We start from the raw sequence: 15,136 nt of genomic DNA, 5'->3' as shown, positions 1-15,136 counted from the left end.
CCAATGTGATGGGGATATTCGCTCCACTAGCGTTGATTTGATAATTTACTGTGGCATTCGGCGTTCCGGTGAAACTAATAGTAGTAGTACCTCCAGAGCAAATCGTCGTCGTGCCCGATATCGTGGCGGTTGGAATCTGAATCACACTCACCAAAACCGAACCCGTCAAGATCTGGCTACAGTTCGGGGTGCCGCCGGTTTCAACACTAAGAATATTATATGTCGTATCTGAAGTGAGATTGCCCGTGGCGATACTCGCATTGCCCGTAGCATCCAAAGTAATACTCTGGCTGGTGCCGCCATTGATGTCATAATTCACTATCGCATTGCTTGTACCGGTGAAACTAATCGTGGTTCCTGTTCCGGCGCAAATCGTCGTGGCTCCAGAGATACTCGCTGTAGGAAGCGCTATTACAGTAATAGTAACCGATCCGGTTTGGGTTTGACTACAACTCGCTCCTACAGATACATCCACCAAATCAAATGTAGTGGTTGATGTTAATGGTAAAGTCGTAAAACTAGCTGTTCCTGCTCCGTCCAAAGTAATACTCTGAGCCGAACCGGTATTGTTTATCAAGTAAGTCACTGTAGCATTGGGCGTACCGGTAAAGGTTATCGTAGCAGTGTCGCCTGAACAAATCGTTGTGCTACTAGAGATAGACACCGTTGGCAGGTTGGTGATGCTAATGGTCGAAGAACCCGTAAGGCTCTGGCTGCAATTCGGTGTGCCGTTAGAATCAATGCTGATTAAATTGTAGGTCGTCGCGGTTGTTAAAGTACCCGTGTTGATTGTCGCGTTACCCGAAGCATCTAAGTTCGTGGTAGTGTTCGGACCTGTTCCAACGTTATAAGTTACCGTAGCGCCCGGGGTGCCCGTGATAGTCAAGGTTGTGCTCGTGCCTGAACAAATCGTAGTGCCTGACGATAGGGTGGCCGTGGGGAGTGGTTTAACCGTTATCAATACTGAGCCAGTCAATACTTGACTACAGTTAGGTATTCCTCCGGTTTCAACACGAACAATATTATATGTCTTATCACCCGTTAGATTTCCAGTAGAAATACCGGCATTTCCCGTCGCATCCAAAGTGATGGTTTGGTTGGCTCCTCCATCAATATTATAGGTTACAATCGCATTGGGCGTTCCAGTAAAACTGACCGTCGTTCCGGTTCCAGAACAAATAGTTGTCGTTCCCGAAATAGTAGCAGTTGGCGTTGGTTTCATCATCACTGTTACTGAACCTGAAACTGTTTGACTGCAATTGGGCGTTCCTCCTGTTTCAACACTTACCAAATCGAAAGTAGTGGTGGCTGTTATAGGCAGTGTAGTTAAAGTTGCGGTTCCTGCTGCGTTTAAAGCAATGGTTTGATTAGCACCAGAATTGTTAATCAGGTAATTTACGATAGTGCCCGGAGTTCCGGTGAAAGTAATCTGAGCTGTATCCCCAGAGCAAACTGTTGTCGTCCCGGAAATACTGACAGTTGGAATCGGCTTTACTTCGATAGTGGTAGTCGCGGTGCAAGAATCCGTAATTCCGGTTTCTAATGTTACGGTAAAAGTATAAGTTCCGGCTGTTGTAGGCGTTCCGGAAACCGTAAATGTCCCCGCAGAGAAAGACCCAATAACACCTGGCGGCAAATCAGCTAGAGGAACTGAACCAGTAGTAGCGCCCGTTGAAGAGGTATAGGTTATTGGAGTAATGGTATTTCCCACACAAACCGACTGGGTCGTTGATGAAGCCGTAACGGTACAAGTACAATTGTCAATAGTAACGGGTGCTGTCGTAGAAAAATAAGGACAGCCGCCAGTAGGAAGAATTTCATACTTAACCGTATAGGTATTTACCGCACTTCCAAAAGGAGTTATTGCTCCGGTGTTCGGATCGATAATCAAACCCGGCGGAGTAGCGGAATAAGTTCCGCCCGGAGTCAAAGCGGTATTAGTAACAGATTGGGGAGTCAACTGGTTGTTGCAATACGGACTCGCGCTATACGAAATAGTTCCCGATGGCCCGGGAATCACGTTCAGATTAAAAGGTTTTACCGATACGCAACCTGATCCGGTTCCGATATCTTCAATCCGAACATAAATGGTTGCCGAAGTACTCGAAATAGAGTAAGTCGCCAAATCCGCATCAGGGATAATTCCTGTAGGTAAGCCATATGTTGCCTCACCTCCAGCATTGGTGTTGTAATAAGTAATGAAATAATCTGCTGGGTTTAATGTCGAGGTGATACGGGCAGTCTGATCAATATTAAAAATATAAGGCCCTGGGGCAGAAGTACACAAATTCAAATCTAACGGCGGTGTGGCCGGAATTTCCGGACTGTAAACTACCGTGATATCATCCACTGCTAGCCTACATCCGCTCGGGGTGTATTCTTCAAAAGTGTAAACTCCAGCTTCGGTTAAAGGCAAATCAGGCGTCGTTTCCCCAGCAATCAAAACGCCATCTTTATACCATTTGATCAGGTTCGCGCTTGGGGTAACTCCGGAATTAATCGTTGCTACCGTACCATAACAAAGCGTAACCGTGTCGCCAAAGAAACCGCCACTAACAGACAATTGCAATGGCTCAATGCGGAAATTCTTGATAAAAACACCCGAATCAAACAAGTTGTCATTGCCCGGACCAGCATTGGCAATCGCTAGTTTAATATGATAGGTTTGCCCACAAATCAGAGGAGCTGTAGCGCGTAAAGGTCTGGTAAAACCGTCATACTGCAAATGCGGATTAGCTCCAGGTGTATTACCGATACCGTTGGCCACATAATAAGTACAATTTCGGCAAGGCCCTCCGTTGGCTATTCCGTTGTTGACATTGCCGATGGATACCACATTGGAGGCTGTTGTTGTGGTTGGAATTAACGCAATATTAATCGCCCCGCCAGCATAAGGACCCGCCAACCCTGGACCACTGAGAAAAAAACCAAACGTATCATTAAATGCAGAAGCCGTCCATTCAGGATACTCTTCAGAAGCAAAAACGTAATCGAAATTGAGCACCAATCCGGTAGCTACGAAATCAAATTCCAACAACGCCACATTATTGATCGCTTGCCCAGAAAGTAAAGCTAAGTCTGCGTCACCTTGCGTTACCGTCGCTGTTGGGTCGGAACTATTAGCGGCATTATTCGCACCGTTGGCTACAGTTGCCTTACCAGTGGTGAGCAAGATTCCGGCATCGAGACCCAAATTGGTCGGGTTGAAATTCGTACTGAACTCTGCCGCTTGATCTCTAATGGCCGCCGCTTGTGCAGCAGACCGGTTGAACTTGATATTGAAAGGCACTACCCCATTACCTACCAACACATCCTGAACCAAAGAAGCCGGTGTACGGGCAGTGTTGTTAATAATCAATTGTGCTTGGGTGGCCACTCCCAACAATAAAAACAGAACTAGTAAATTTTTCCTCATCCCTTTAAAACCCAACAAAAAGTTAAATAAATGCTTAATTGCCCAAATATAGATAAATGCACAACATATCTTCGTTAAATTTGCAAAAAAATAGCCTATCATGATTAAAATCAGCATAAAAGAAACCCAAAACCCGACGATTCTCAAATTCGAATTTCCTGACTTTATTACCCAAAACCAAAGCTTCGAATTCAAGAATATCGACGAGGCAAAATCTTCACCACTAGCCCAACAACTTTTCTATTTGCCCTTTGTAAAAACCGTTTACATTTCCGGGAACTTCGTCGCCATCGAACGCTACAGTATTGTCGAGTGGAACGATGTTCAGGAAGCCGTGGCCGAACAAATCGAAAACTTCGTCAACCAAGGTGGCGTGATTGTCAAAATCGACGAAGCTTCCGCTCAAAAACAACCCGTTACCGTTTACGGCGAAACCACTCCGAATCCGTCCACACTTAAATTCGTGGTCAATAAAATGGTCACCAAAAATGCGGTAGAATTCAAAAACATCGACCAAACCAGCCCGTCGCCACTAGCCAAAGCTTTGTTCGAATTCCCTTTTGTCAAAGAAGTTTTCATCGACGAGAATTACATTTCAGTGAGCAAATACGACTCTTACGACTGGAACGAAATCACGCTCGAAGTGCGCACGTTCATCAAACAATTCATTGAAAACGGCGGCACGGTGCTCGAAGAAAGTTACCTCGCCACGCCCAAAGCCGAGAAGCAGAAAATCGAAAATTTCGACCAGCTCGACACGACTTCTCAGCAAATTGTCAACATCCTTGAAGAATACGTCAAGCCAGCCGTAGCAGCCGATGGAGGAAACATTCTATTTGATTCCTACGACCCGAATGACAAACGCGTCAAAGTGGTGTTGCAAGGCGCGTGCAACGGTTGCCCTTCATCCACTTTCACGCTCAAAAGCGGCATCGAGAACATGCTCAAAGACATGCTGCAAGACCAGGAAATCAAGGTCGAGGCATTGAATGGCTAAGAAATTATAATTTTAAGCGTTTCTTTTAGAGGTGCTTTTTTATCAGAAGCTGATCCGGCTGTACGCTATTATCTTTTGCGCTGAACCCCAGCACAAAAGGATAGCCGCTGCCATCCGGGCTAGGGCTTTTATCCCAACAATCACTTCCAACTCATGAACGAACTCTCGAAAGAAACTAGCCCTTACCTATTGCAACACGCCAACAATCCGGTGCATTGGAAAGCCTGGAACGAAACCACTTTAACCCAAGCCAAAACCAGTAATAAGCTCATCATCGTAAGTATCGGCTATTCTGCCTGTCATTGGTGCCACGTCATGGAACACGAAAGTTTTGAAGACGATGAAGTAGCACAAACCATGAACGCAAATTTCACGAGTATCAAGGTCGATCGCGAAGAACGCCCCGATGTCGATGCTGTTTACATGAAAGCCGTTCAAATCATGACCGGGCAAGGCGGCTGGCCACTCAACATGATTACACTTCCAGACGGAAGGCCAATTTGGGGCGGGACTTATTTCCGCAAAAACCAGTGGATCAACGCGCTCGAACAGTTGCAGGAAATGTATCAGTCGCAACCGGAAAAAATGCTCGATTACGCCGAAAAACTGCAAACCGGACTCAACCAATTGTCGATCATTCCCGAGACGCAAAACGAAAACACCACCGACTATTTTTCGCCACTTATCGAAAAATGGAAAAAAAGTTTTGACCACGAATTCGGAGGCATGGCGCGCGCGCCCAAGTTCATGATGCCCAACAACTACGCTTTTCTAATGCGTTACGGCCATCAAAACAACGATCAGGATTTACTAGATTTTGTCGATTTGACGTTGACCAAAATGGCTTACGGCGGTTTGTTCGACACAATTGACGGCGGATTCTCGCGCTATTCAGTCGATATGAAATGGCATGTGCCGCACTTCGAGAAAATGCTCTATGACAACGGTCAACTGGTTTCGCTTTATGCCGATGCTTACAAACGCACCAAAAATCCATTGTATAAAGAAGTCATCGAAAAGACCTTAGCGTTCGTTTCTCGTGAATGGCTTACTGCTGAAGGGGCTTTCTATAGTGCACTTGATGCCGACAGCCTCAACCCATCCGGAAAACTCGAAGAAGGTGCATTTTATGTCTGGACCGAAGAAGAACTGCAGCAAATCCTTCAAGAAGATTTTGATTTGTTTCGCATCGTTTTCAACATCAATCCTTTCGGACATTGGGAACACGACCATTATGTTTTGATTCAAAGCCAATCTTTAGAAACCATCGCCAAGCAAAACAATCTTGCCATTGTTGACATTCAATCTCGCAAAAAAGCATGGGAAAAACAACTGTTTGAAATCCGGGAAAATCGCCCAAAACCGAGGCTCGACGACAAATGTTTAACTTCTTGGAACGCGCTCATGCTCAAAGGTTTTGTTGACGCTTACAAAGCATTACAATATCCAGACTATTTAAAAACCGCACTAGCTAACGCAAATTTCATTGTCAATAAACTTTGGTCGGCAGACGGCCATTTGTGGCGCAACTATAAAAACGACCAAGCCAGCATCAATGCGTTTTTAGAAGACTATGCCATCGTCATCGAAGCGTTCTCTGCATTGTATGAAGTCACATTCGATGAGCAATGGCTTCAAAATGCCAAGCAACTGACGGATTACAGCCTTGAGCATTTTTACGAGGAAAAGCTCGGTTTGTTCCGTTTTAAATCTGCACTTGACGAGCCTCTGTTTGCTTCGCATTTTGAAACCGAAGACAATGTGATTGCTGCTTCCAACTCCATTATGGCGAAGAATTTATACCGGTTAAGTGTTTATTTCCATCATGCTTATTACGAGAAAATCAGCCGCTCGATGACCAAGAAAATCCTTCCCACTATTGACTATCCGTCGGGATTTTCGAACTGGTTAGAGGCTGCTATGAATTTTTCACCCGAGCAAAAAGAACTTGCCGTTTGTAGCCCGAAAGCTATCCATTTCAGTGAAAAGTTTTCAGTACAATATTTTCCGAATGTTTTGCTAGCTGGCACTTCTAAAAACAGTGAATTGCCTTTTTTATCGAATCGGTTCCAACCTGAAGAAGATTTATTTTACGTCTGCCAAAACAAAAGTTGCCATTGGCCACAAACTGATTTTAACTGCGCTTTGAAAGAATTAGTTTCTTGAAAATGAATCGCTTCTATTTTTTTGTACATTTGAACGTTAACCATAAAAAAACAAACCATGGGATTAGGATCATTTTTTAAGAATTTATTTGGCTCGTCTGAAAAAGCGGGCGAAAAAGTAACTGACAAAGCCAATGATTTTGTAGACTCAGCGGTCGATAAAGCCAAAGAAGCCGCGGCTCCAATTTTAGAAAAAGCCGAAGAATACGCAGAAATGGCCCAAGAAAAAGCCAGCGAATATTCAGACAAAGCCGGTGAAGTGGTCGGCGATATTATCGAATCGGTCAAAGAAAAAGCGGCTCCATTGATGGATAAAGTCGACGAGTATGTAGACCAAGCCAAAGAAAAAATCGCAGACACAGTCGATTCAGCCAAAGACAAAGTAAATCACCTCATGGATGACGGTTCGGAAGAAGCCCAACAAAAAACTGAAAATACGGCCAACAGAATCGAGGAAGATGCCGATTAAATCATAGAAAAAGTTATTTTTGCACCAGTTATACCTTCTCAATTTGGGAAGGTTTTTTATTACTCAAAATGGATTTAAAAATAGACCTTATCGACCAATACGCCGCTTCTTTTACTAAAGTATTAATAGACTACGCGCCCAAGCTGGTCGCCGCTTTACTGATGCTCGTCATCGGGATTTGGGCCATTCGTTTTATTACCACCATTACCCGAAAAATCATGGTGCGCCGCGAAGTAGAACCCACTTTAATCGAATTTTTATCAGACATTATTTTCTGGGGATTAAGAATTTTGTTGTTCATCGCAGTAATTTCAAAACTTGGGGTTGAATCTTCGTCATTTCTGACCATTTTAGGTGCCGCGGGTTTGGCCATCGGTTTGTCTTTGCAAGGCTCGCTCTCGAATTTCGCCGGCGGTGTACTGATTATTTTGTTCAAACCTTTCAAGCTTGGCGATACCATCGAAGCCCAAGGTGTTTCAGGAATGGTGATTGACATTCAAATTTTTGTCACGCAATTGCTCACGGCCAACAACCAAGTGATTTTTGTACCTAACGGTGCTTTATCTAATGGAACCATTATCAACTATTCGCAGCAAAAAACGCGACGCACGGATTTGACCATCGGTATTTCTTATGAAACCAATATTAAAGAAGCCAAAGATATTATCACCAAAATCTTAGCTTCTAATCCTATGATTCACAAGCATCCAGAAGCTACAGTTACCGTTCGAGAAATGACTGACACAGGAATTAAACTGGCTATTCGGGCTTGGTGTGCCAATGAAGATTTTGGAGATGTTTGTGCCGCCATTTTCGAAGATTGCAAAATCGCTTTCGATGAGTCAAAAATCGATTATCAACCTTTTGTAAGAGAAAATTCGAAATAAAATATCGAGAATGTGGATTATCAGCAATTTTATTTACCAACTTAAAACTCTTCTTATGAAAAAACACATAACCGCCCTAATTCACATTTTATTTTTTGCCATGACTTCAATGGCGCAAATTAATGTAAACGACACGAATCTTGATGCCGTAATTTTGAGGCAAGGTGCAGGAAAAGTGTTTAGAAACCCTAAAAATTCGCAAGAGAAAATACTGGGTTCACCCTATCACCAACTGATGTTTGCTCAAGCCAAGGTGGACAATGTCGCTCAGAAGTATTTCATGCGGTACAATAATTATGCAGACGAATTTGAATTCATCACCCCGAAAAATGACACCTTAGTTCTGGATAAAATTGACGATTTCAGCAACATCACTATTTTAGGAACCAATAAAAAATACAAGTTGGTTACTTATTCTCCTAACTCCGAGAAACCTAAAAAAGGCTACTTGATTGAATTGTATCAAAAATCCTCTTTCGGTTTGTATAAAAGAGAATGGACTTCTTATTATGCTGGAAAAAAAGCTAAAACTACTTTGGAGAAAGACATGCCGCCGAGATACAACAAAGAAAAAGATTATTACTATTTGAAAGACGGAAACGGAAATATTTCTGATTTCCCTGAATCAAAAAAACAACTTTTCAAATTGTTTCCAGACAAGAAAGAAGCAATCGAAACTTTTGTGAAAGACAACAAAATTGATTTCGACCTCGAAGCCGACCGCATCAAAATCATTAACTTCTTAGCGCAGTAAATCTTACTTTTTAGGCGTTGTTGTCATGAAATCTTTGAGGTAATAGGGCTCGAAATAAGCCACATCTACAAAGTCGTTTTGCTGGAATTTCGCATAGCTCAGCAAGGCCATTTCACTAGCCGATGGATAAAGAATATCGTCTTTGAAGTGCAAATCTTCTTGGTTAAGAATTTCCCGGCATTTAGAGGCTCCATCGCCCAATAAATATATTGACCCAGAAAGCGTTTCAAACGAATTTGCTTCAATAATCTGGGCCTGGGTTTCCCTAACTTTCTCGTAGTTCGAATTAAAAACCGCAGTATAAGCTTCCATTCTGCGGGCATCAATCATTGGGATAATGAATCCTTCCGAAACCTGAATTCTTCGGGCCAAAACCTCGAGAGTATCCACCGTAATTAGCGGAATATTGAGCGCATAACACAACCCTTTCGCAGCAGAAACACCAATGCGCAAACCTGTATAAGAACCCGGGCCTTGACTCACGGCAATTGCGTTTAAATCTTTATAGTTGAGTTGCAAGCCCAGTAAGAGTTCTTCAATAAATACATGCAATTTTTCGGCGTGCGAATAACCCGACTCGGCTACTTCTTTGCAAAGCAAGGTTTGCCCATTTTGCGATATAGAAACAGAACAGTTCTTAGTGGACGTTTCAATATTGAGAATCAGTGCCATTATTTTTTGGGTTCGGTTGAATTTTTCTTGTCGGCAATTTTGACTTTATCGCCTGAATTTAAATCTTTGGCTACGGTGGTATATGGGCCAGTAATAATGACGTCGCCTTTTTGTATGCCTTGGGTGACTTCAATATTGGTGTCGTCTTGAATACCGGTTTTGATAATGCGGATTTTAGATTTATCGCCTACTTTTACGAAAACACATTCGTATTTCTTATCGCTTTTGGGCTTGACTTTATTTTCCTCAGAATTTGGATCTTCTACGCCCAGCTTCTTAACTGCTGTGGTGTCTGATTTGACTACTACAGCACTGATTGGAATTCCGAGTACCTTTTCCTTTCGCTGGGTAATAATATCAACTGTCGCGGTCATTCCAGGACGGAAAGGCGAATAGCTCGCCGGCTTGCCCATCAATAATTCCTGATAAGATTCCTTCAAAATTCTGACTTTGACTTTGAAATTGGTCACTTGATCAGCGGTTAAAGCAGTACTGGCCGAATTCGAAATACTAGTGACCACGCCGCGGAATTTCTTCTTTAAGTAAGCATCCACTTCTACTCTGGCCGAATCGCCGACGTTGATTTTTACGATGTCGTTTTCGTTCACATCTACTTCGACTTCCATGTTATTAAGATTCGCCACGCGCAAAAGCTCGGTTCCGGTCATTTGTTGCGTTCCCAGCACACGTTCGCCAAGTTCTACGTTCAGCATCGAAATCGTTCCGTCTGCCGGTGCATAAATGGTGGTTCTTCCGAGGTTGTCTTTCGCTTCATTCACCGTAGCCGACGCACTTTTTACATTGTAATAGGCCGATTGTTTATTGGCTTGCGCGCTTTCGTAGGCGGAAACGGCTTTGTCCCAATCTGATTTTGAGATAATGCCTTTCTCGAACAAGGTTTTACTGCGATCGTAATTCGCCTTGGCTTCGCGAAAAGCAGCATCGGCTTGACTTAAACCTGCTTTAGTTTGTGATAATCCTGCGATGGTTCTGTTATAACCCGATGTATACAAATCTGGGTTAATTCGCACTAGCAAATCGCCTTTCTTGACTACTTGTCCTTCTTTGATGGGCAGTGCGATGATTTCGCCAGAAACTTCCGATGAAATTTTAACTTCTATTTCCGGCTGGATTTTTCCCGTAGCCGAAACCGTTTCAACAATGGTCATCGTATCAGCGCGAGCCACCTCAACTTCAACGATGTTTTCTTTGTTGCCGATAATTCCTTTTTTTGACAGCACTATCAATACCACCACCAAAACTAAGGCAGCTCCGACTAGAAAATAAGTAGTTTTCTTTGACATAATCTGGTTTTTATTTAATTACCACGGGAACGCCAAAATAAAATTCGACCACCTTGGTTTTGAAAATATAATCGTATTTGGTGCGCAACACTTCGGATTGGGCGTTGGCATATAAACTTTGGGCTTGACTGAAATCAAAGGCATTCATCATACCAACGGCATAACGTTCTTTGGCGTAATTGAAAGCACCTTCGCGGGCCTGAAGTGAAGTGAGCGCGGCTTCATAAGCTTTGTAAGCACCTTTGGCATCAGTGTACGCGGTAAAAACACTCCGCTCTAAATCTAATTCTGCTTGTGAAAGGGCTATCTTGCTGCGTTCCAAAGCAACTTTTGATCTTGAAACATTATTGCGTGTGGCAAATCCGTAGAAAATCGGAACACTAAGTTGTACTCCGAAATTGTGGCCTTTATTGTCGCTGAACTGATTAAAAAATGGAGCTGCATTACCGTAACCAAGGAAATTTCCCGCATTGTCGAATTTTGGAATTTCGGCATAAGAAATCCTAGTGTTGAAAGAATAAAACCCTTTTAAAGTAGGCTGATAAGCACCTTTACTGATTTGAACATCTTTTTCTGAAATGGCGAGATTGGTTTGGGCAATCTTTACCTCGACGCGTTCTTGTTTCGCTTTATCGTAAATGGCTTCTGGCGTTTGAAACATGACTTCACTTTGTTTGGCGTCGTAATCCGGATCGGCCACGTCGAAATCGCGAAAATCTTTAAGCTGGAGCAATTGGGCCAAGCTTAATTTTGAGATGAGTAAAGTATTTTCACCGGCTATTACGCGTTGTTGGTCAGTGGCAACAGTCGCCTTGATATCTAACAAATCGCCACTAGGAATCGAGCCGGCATTGACTAACTCCTGAGTACGGACCATTTGTTTTTCATCAAGTGAAAGTTGCTCGCGCTGTACTTTGATGTTTTCCATGTTGAACAAAATCTGTAGGTAAGCATTGGCTACATTCAAAGCAATGTCGTCACGCATTTTGGAAAGTTTGTACTGAGCGGCCAATTGTGAAAGTTTGGCTTTGCGAAAAGTATTTTGGTTTTGAAGGCCTTTGTAGATATCGATTCCGGCATCTAAACCCGCAGAAGTAAATTGTGTAGTTTGATTCTCTAGAGTATTGGTGACGATGTTGGTATTCAATCCGATGTTCCAAGAATGAGAAGCACTGGCTCCAATACCCGGTAGAAAATTACTGACGGCGGCACTTTTTTCAATATCGGCACTTTGCGAATCTAGCTGGCTTTGCTTAATGCTGATGTTGTGCTCTAATGCGTATTGCACACATTCTTGCAGTGTCCATTTTTTCGATTGGGCTTGAACCGATAAGGAAACGACAAAGACAAAACTGATGATTTTCTTCATGCTAAATGGGTTCAAAGAGTGACAAAGGTACTGTACAATTTTAATTTTAATCTTACTTTTTGGTCAAAAAATAATCGTGGATGGTTTTGCATCGATACCAAAACAAAGCCGTTAGACCGCAGCCAATATTTTTTGTTACAAACCACCTGCAAATAATCCGCTTTGACTAATTTTGCGACACTAATTCTCTATACAATGACTATCGGTTTGCGTTCCTTATTATTACTATTCTTGATTTTGATAATCAGCAGTTGCAGCAGCACTCAAAAAATCGAAGCGTTAAAACCCGAACCGGACGATGCTTCTCCTTTGTTGTATGACAATGCGGTTTCTTACATCAACATTCCGGTAAAAATCAAACTCAAAGATATTGAGAACCAAACCAACAAAACACTCAACGGGCTAATCTACGAAGACAACAACATCAACGACGATGACCTCGAGGTCAAAATCTGGAAACTGGCACCGATTACTTTAGAACAAACGAACGGCAAAATAAAAACAGTATTACCGCTTAAAGCACTGGTAAAATATCGCATCGGCACAAACAAATTAGGCATCGACCTTTACAACGTAAAAGAATTCAACTTTAATGGCAATGTGAATTTGCTCAGCGAGGTGCATCTGACGAACTGGAAAATCAACACCAATACCGAATTCAAATCGCTGAACTGGAACGAAAGTCCGAGTGTGACCGTGCTAGGAAAAGCGGTGCCGATTACCTACTTGATTAATCCGGCCATCAGTCTGTTTAAAACCAAAATCGAAAAAAGCATTGATGCCGCCATAGCCCAATCGATGGATTTCAAACCGAACGTACTCGACGCTTTAGAAAAAATCTGTACGCCATTTCAGATGAATGAAAACTACGAAAGTTGGCTCAGGGTCGTGCCGCAGGAATTATATGTAACCGACTCAAAATTACAACCGAATGCCGTCGCTTTTGAAATGGGGCTCAAATGTTCTATGGAAACTTTGATCGGGCCCAAACCTGAGAATCGTTTCGACCGCAATAAAATCTTGCTCAAAGCTGTACAATCGATGCCGGAGCACGTTACGGCAAACATCGTCGCAGTATCGACCTATGAGCAAGCTTCGAAGATCATGACCAAAAATTTCGCCGGGCAGGAATTCGCATCGGGCAGTAAAAAAATCACGGTACAAAACGTCGGAATTTGGCACAAAGACAATAAAATGATTATCGCGCTCGATGTACTGGGAAGCGTTAACGGGCGAATTTACCTCAGTGGTTTTCCTCAGTATAACGATACTACTAAAGAAGTCTATTTCGATGATTTGAATTATGTGCTCGACACCAAAAGCCGTTTGATGAAAACTGCCAATTGGTTGGCACAAGGCTATATCTTGAAGAAAATCCAGCAAAGTTGCCGCTATTCGATCCAGCCCAATTTAGACGAAGGAAAAGCCAGTATGCAAAAGTACCTGAAGAATTACTCTCCGATGCCCGGCGTGTTTGTTAACGGCAGTTTGAAAGGAATCGATTTTCAGCGCATCCAACTCACCAACAAAGCCATTATTGCCTTTGTAAAAGTAGCCGGCGATGTTTCCGTTTCAGTGGACGGGTTCTAGGATTTGCGCTTGCGGTACATCCGGAAAATGAAAATACCGATGGCTCCAACCAAAATGTAAGGAATCATCATCAGGTAAACAATTCCGTCATTGACTGCTTCTGCTTTTTTTATATTGCCTTCACCTTCAAGCGCAGCCCGGCACATGGCGCATTGTCCGTAAGAAGAAATCCCAATCAAGAATATAAAAGTTCCCAATAAAAGCTGTCGAACCTTTATCGATTTTGGAATTCCGAACACGGCTTTTTTATACATAATATGGGGCAATCATCAAATAAACAATAACGCCCGTTACCGCTACATACAACCAAATCGGGAAAGTGATTTTCGCAATCTTTTTGTGGCGATCAAAACGTTCTGCCAATGCTCGAACATAACTAATCAACACCAAAGGAATTACGGCTATAGAGAGTAAAATGTGTGATATCAACAAGAAGAAATACACATAGCGAATAATGCCTTCACCGCCAAATTTGGTCGACTCCGAAGTCATGTGGTAAGCAACATACATTACCAAAAACATCACTGAAAGTGCGATAGCCAATGTCATTAGTTTTTCGTGAAGCTTGCGGTTGCCGTTTTTTATAGCCCTCACCGCAACCACAAGAACAATAGCCGTAATGCCGTTGATTGTAGCGTAAATCGGCGGAAGAAAAGTAAGTGGCTCTGTTTTGATACCAAAATCATCCAACTTTACGCTGAACAAAACTGCAACGACTACCGGAATCAATACTGACACGGCAATGATGAACTTATTGAATTTTTGCTCGAGCGAACCTTCGGATGCCAATGGCGACTGTATTTCTGTATTGTTTTTCATTATTCTTTTAATAAAATTGCAATGTCTTGTTTGATGGCCTTTACGCCGGTTTTTTCTAATCCATCATAATATAAAATTGGATTTCCGTAATCGTCTTTACGACAACGGATGTTTCCTTCTTTATCAATCAGGGCAAAAAGACCGGAGTGTTCAAAACCACCACTGGCTTTCTTGTTCTCACCGGCATATAAATTAAAACCCTTGTTGGCTAAATCGTAAATGTACTTTTTGTCGCCCGTTAAGAAATGCCAATTGGAAGATTTTACACCTAAGGATTCAGCGTGCGTTTTCAACACTTCGGAAGTATCGTGCTCAGGGTCAATGGTAATAGAAACAATGCCAAAATTCGGATTGCCAAAAAACTGCTGCTCTATATCGAGCATGCTTCGGTTCATGATTGGGCAAATTGATGGGCAAGTCGAAAAGAAAAATTCTAGTACATAGACCTTTCCTTTGTAATTGGTATTAGAAATTTTCTTTCCGTTTTGGTCTGTAAGTTCAAATTTAGGCGCTGGGCCAATCGTTTGCAATTTATCGGCTCCGGATTGGTTACCACTAACAGTATCTAAGCGTTCGCCTTTCACCACGTCACCATTTTTAATACGATCGATGATTTTCGGGACGGCGTAAATGCCGAACAATAAAACGATGAGCGACACCCAGATGTAGGATTTGTTTTTGAGCATAACAATAAT

General features: G+C 42.6%; 13 protein-coding genes. 6 read left to right on the top strand and 7 right to left on the bottom strand.

All coding sequences use genetic code 11. The features are described 5' to 3' along the window. Positions 1-3,415, bottom strand: a 3,415-nt coding sequence (locus tag G4D82_RS06095; protein ID WP_166335594.1) for a choice-of-anchor L domain-containing protein, incomplete at its 3' end; no start/stop codon positions are given. A gap of 100 nt (positions 3,416-3,515) precedes the next feature. On the opposite strand from G4D82_RS06095, the gene G4D82_RS06090 reads away from it, so the two are divergent. The 5 genes from G4D82_RS06090 to G4D82_RS06070 all read left to right on the top strand — a co-directional run bounded on the left by G4D82_RS06090 (position 3,516) and on the right by G4D82_RS06070 (position 8,687). Next, positions 3,516-4,412: a NifU family protein gene (locus tag G4D82_RS06090; RefSeq protein WP_166335592.1), complete on the top strand. Its 897-nt coding sequence runs from the start codon at positions 3,516-3,518 to the stop codon at positions 4,410-4,412. 153 nt (positions 4,413-4,565) lie between these two features. Continuing rightward, positions 4,566-6,578, top strand: a complete 2,013-nt coding sequence (locus G4D82_RS06085; protein WP_166335590.1) for a thioredoxin domain-containing protein — start codon at positions 4,566-4,568, stop codon at positions 6,576-6,578. Between the two features lie 57 nt (positions 6,579-6,635). Further along, positions 6,636-7,046, top strand: a complete 411-nt coding sequence (locus tag G4D82_RS06080) for a hypothetical protein (RefSeq protein ID WP_166335588.1) — start codon at positions 6,636-6,638, stop codon at positions 7,044-7,046. Positions 7,047-7,114: 68 nt separating this feature from the next. Then, positions 7,115-7,933 (top strand): mechanosensitive ion channel family protein, encoded by an 819-nt coding sequence (locus G4D82_RS06075; RefSeq protein WP_166335586.1) that lies wholly within the window; start codon positions 7,115-7,117, stop codon positions 7,931-7,933. Positions 7,934-7,988: 55 nt separating this feature from the next. Continuing rightward, positions 7,989-8,687: a hypothetical protein gene (locus G4D82_RS06070; RefSeq protein ID WP_166335584.1), complete on the top strand. Its 699-nt coding sequence runs from the start codon at positions 7,989-7,991 to the stop codon at positions 8,685-8,687. Positions 8,688-8,690: 3 nt separating this feature from the next. On the opposite strand, the gene tsaB is transcribed toward G4D82_RS06070, so the two are convergent. Genes tsaB through G4D82_RS06055 form a run of 3 tightly spaced genes read right to left on the bottom strand, consistent with a single transcriptional unit; the run spans position 8,691 to position 12,032 of the window. After that, positions 8,691-9,359, bottom strand: a complete 669-nt coding sequence (gene tsaB / locus G4D82_RS06065; protein WP_166335582.1) for a tRNA (adenosine(37)-N6)-threonylcarbamoyltransferase complex dimerization subunit type 1 TsaB — start codon at positions 9,357-9,359, stop codon at positions 8,691-8,693. Next, complete coding sequence (locus G4D82_RS06060; protein WP_166335580.1) at positions 9,359-10,663, bottom strand: efflux RND transporter periplasmic adaptor subunit; 1,305 nt, start codon at positions 10,661-10,663, stop codon at positions 9,359-9,361. Before G4D82_RS06060 ends, tsaB begins: the two co-directional genes overlap by 1 nt. A gap of 10 nt (positions 10,664-10,673) precedes the next feature. Continuing rightward, on the bottom strand, positions 10,674-12,032 hold the full coding sequence (locus G4D82_RS06055; protein ID WP_166335578.1) for a TolC family protein: 1,359 nt from the start codon (positions 12,030-12,032) through the stop codon (positions 10,674-10,676). A gap of 195 nt (positions 12,033-12,227) precedes the next feature. Here G4D82_RS06055 and G4D82_RS06050 point away from each other — a divergent pair, with 195 nt between their 5' ends. Beyond that, the gene (locus G4D82_RS06050; RefSeq protein WP_166335576.1) at positions 12,228-13,622 is read left to right on the top strand and encodes a DUF4403 family protein; all 1,395 of its coding nucleotides are present in this window, start codon (positions 12,228-12,230) and stop codon (positions 13,620-13,622) included. On the opposite strand, the gene G4D82_RS06045 is transcribed toward G4D82_RS06050, so the two are convergent. Genes G4D82_RS06045 through G4D82_RS06035 form a run of 3 tightly spaced genes read right to left on the bottom strand, consistent with a single transcriptional unit; the run spans position 13,619 to position 15,127 of the window. Next, positions 13,619-13,876 carry a hypothetical protein gene (locus G4D82_RS06045; protein ID WP_207788130.1) on the bottom strand — a complete coding sequence of 86 codons (258 nt, stop codon included), beginning with the start codon at positions 13,874-13,876 and terminating at the stop codon, positions 13,619-13,621. The genes G4D82_RS06050 and G4D82_RS06045 overlap by 4 nt on opposite strands. Next, positions 13,869-14,441 carry a DUF420 domain-containing protein gene (locus G4D82_RS06040; RefSeq protein ID WP_166335574.1) on the bottom strand — a complete coding sequence of 191 codons (573 nt, stop codon included), beginning with the start codon at positions 14,439-14,441 and terminating at the stop codon, positions 13,869-13,871. Before G4D82_RS06040 ends, G4D82_RS06045 begins: the two co-directional genes overlap by 8 nt. Then, positions 14,441-15,127, bottom strand: a complete 687-nt coding sequence (locus G4D82_RS06035; protein WP_166335572.1) for an SCO family protein — start codon at positions 15,125-15,127, stop codon at positions 14,441-14,443. The genes G4D82_RS06040 and G4D82_RS06035 overlap by 1 nt, the downstream gene beginning before the upstream one ends. Positions 15,128-15,136: the final 9 nt, after the last annotated feature.

Origin of the sequence: Flavobacterium lotistagni (genome assembly GCF_011392125.1) — a bacterium.
Classification (GTDB): domain Bacteria; phylum Bacteroidota; class Bacteroidia; order Flavobacteriales; family Flavobacteriaceae; genus Flavobacterium; species Flavobacterium lotistagni.
This window is presented reverse-complemented; position numbering and strand designations above follow the sequence as displayed.

What these genes read in the sequence shown, in the direction of transcription:
- G4D82_RS06090 (WP_166335592.1), top strand. Translation starts at nt 3,516, where the DNA reads ATGATTAAAATCAGCATAAAAGAAACCCAAAACCCGACGATTCTCAAA.
- G4D82_RS06085 (WP_166335590.1), top strand. Translation starts at nt 4,566, where the DNA reads ATGAACGAACTCTCGAAAGAAACTAGCCCTTACCTATTGCAACACGCC.
- G4D82_RS06080 (WP_166335588.1), top strand. Translation starts at nt 6,636, where the DNA reads ATGGGATTAGGATCATTTTTTAAGAATTTATTTGGCTCGTCTGAAAAA.
- G4D82_RS06075 (WP_166335586.1), top strand. Translation starts at nt 7,115, where the DNA reads ATGGATTTAAAAATAGACCTTATCGACCAATACGCCGCTTCTTTTACT.
- G4D82_RS06070 (WP_166335584.1), top strand. Translation starts at nt 7,989, where the DNA reads ATGAAAAAACACATAACCGCCCTAATTCACATTTTATTTTTTGCCATG.
- tsaB (WP_166335582.1), bottom strand. Translation starts at nt 9,359, where the DNA reads ATGGCACTGATTCTCAATATTGAAACGTCCACTAAGAACTGTTCTGTT.
- G4D82_RS06060 (WP_166335580.1), bottom strand. Translation starts at nt 10,663, where the DNA reads ATGTCAAAGAAAACTACTTATTTTCTAGTCGGAGCTGCCTTAGTTTTG.
- G4D82_RS06055 (WP_166335578.1), bottom strand. Translation starts at nt 12,032, where the DNA reads ATGAAGAAAATCATCAGTTTTGTCTTTGTCGTTTCCTTATCGGTTCAA.
- G4D82_RS06050 (WP_166335576.1), top strand. Translation starts at nt 12,228, where the DNA reads ATGACTATCGGTTTGCGTTCCTTATTATTACTATTCTTGATTTTGATA.
- G4D82_RS06045 (WP_207788130.1), bottom strand. Translation starts at nt 13,876, where the DNA reads ATGTATAAAAAAGCCGTGTTCGGAATTCCAAAATCGATAAAGGTTCGA.
- G4D82_RS06040 (WP_166335574.1), bottom strand. Translation starts at nt 14,441, where the DNA reads ATGAAAAACAATACAGAAATACAGTCGCCATTGGCATCCGAAGGTTCG.
- G4D82_RS06035 (WP_166335572.1), bottom strand. Translation starts at nt 15,127, where the DNA reads ATGCTCAAAAACAAATCCTACATCTGGGTGTCGCTCATCGTTTTATTG.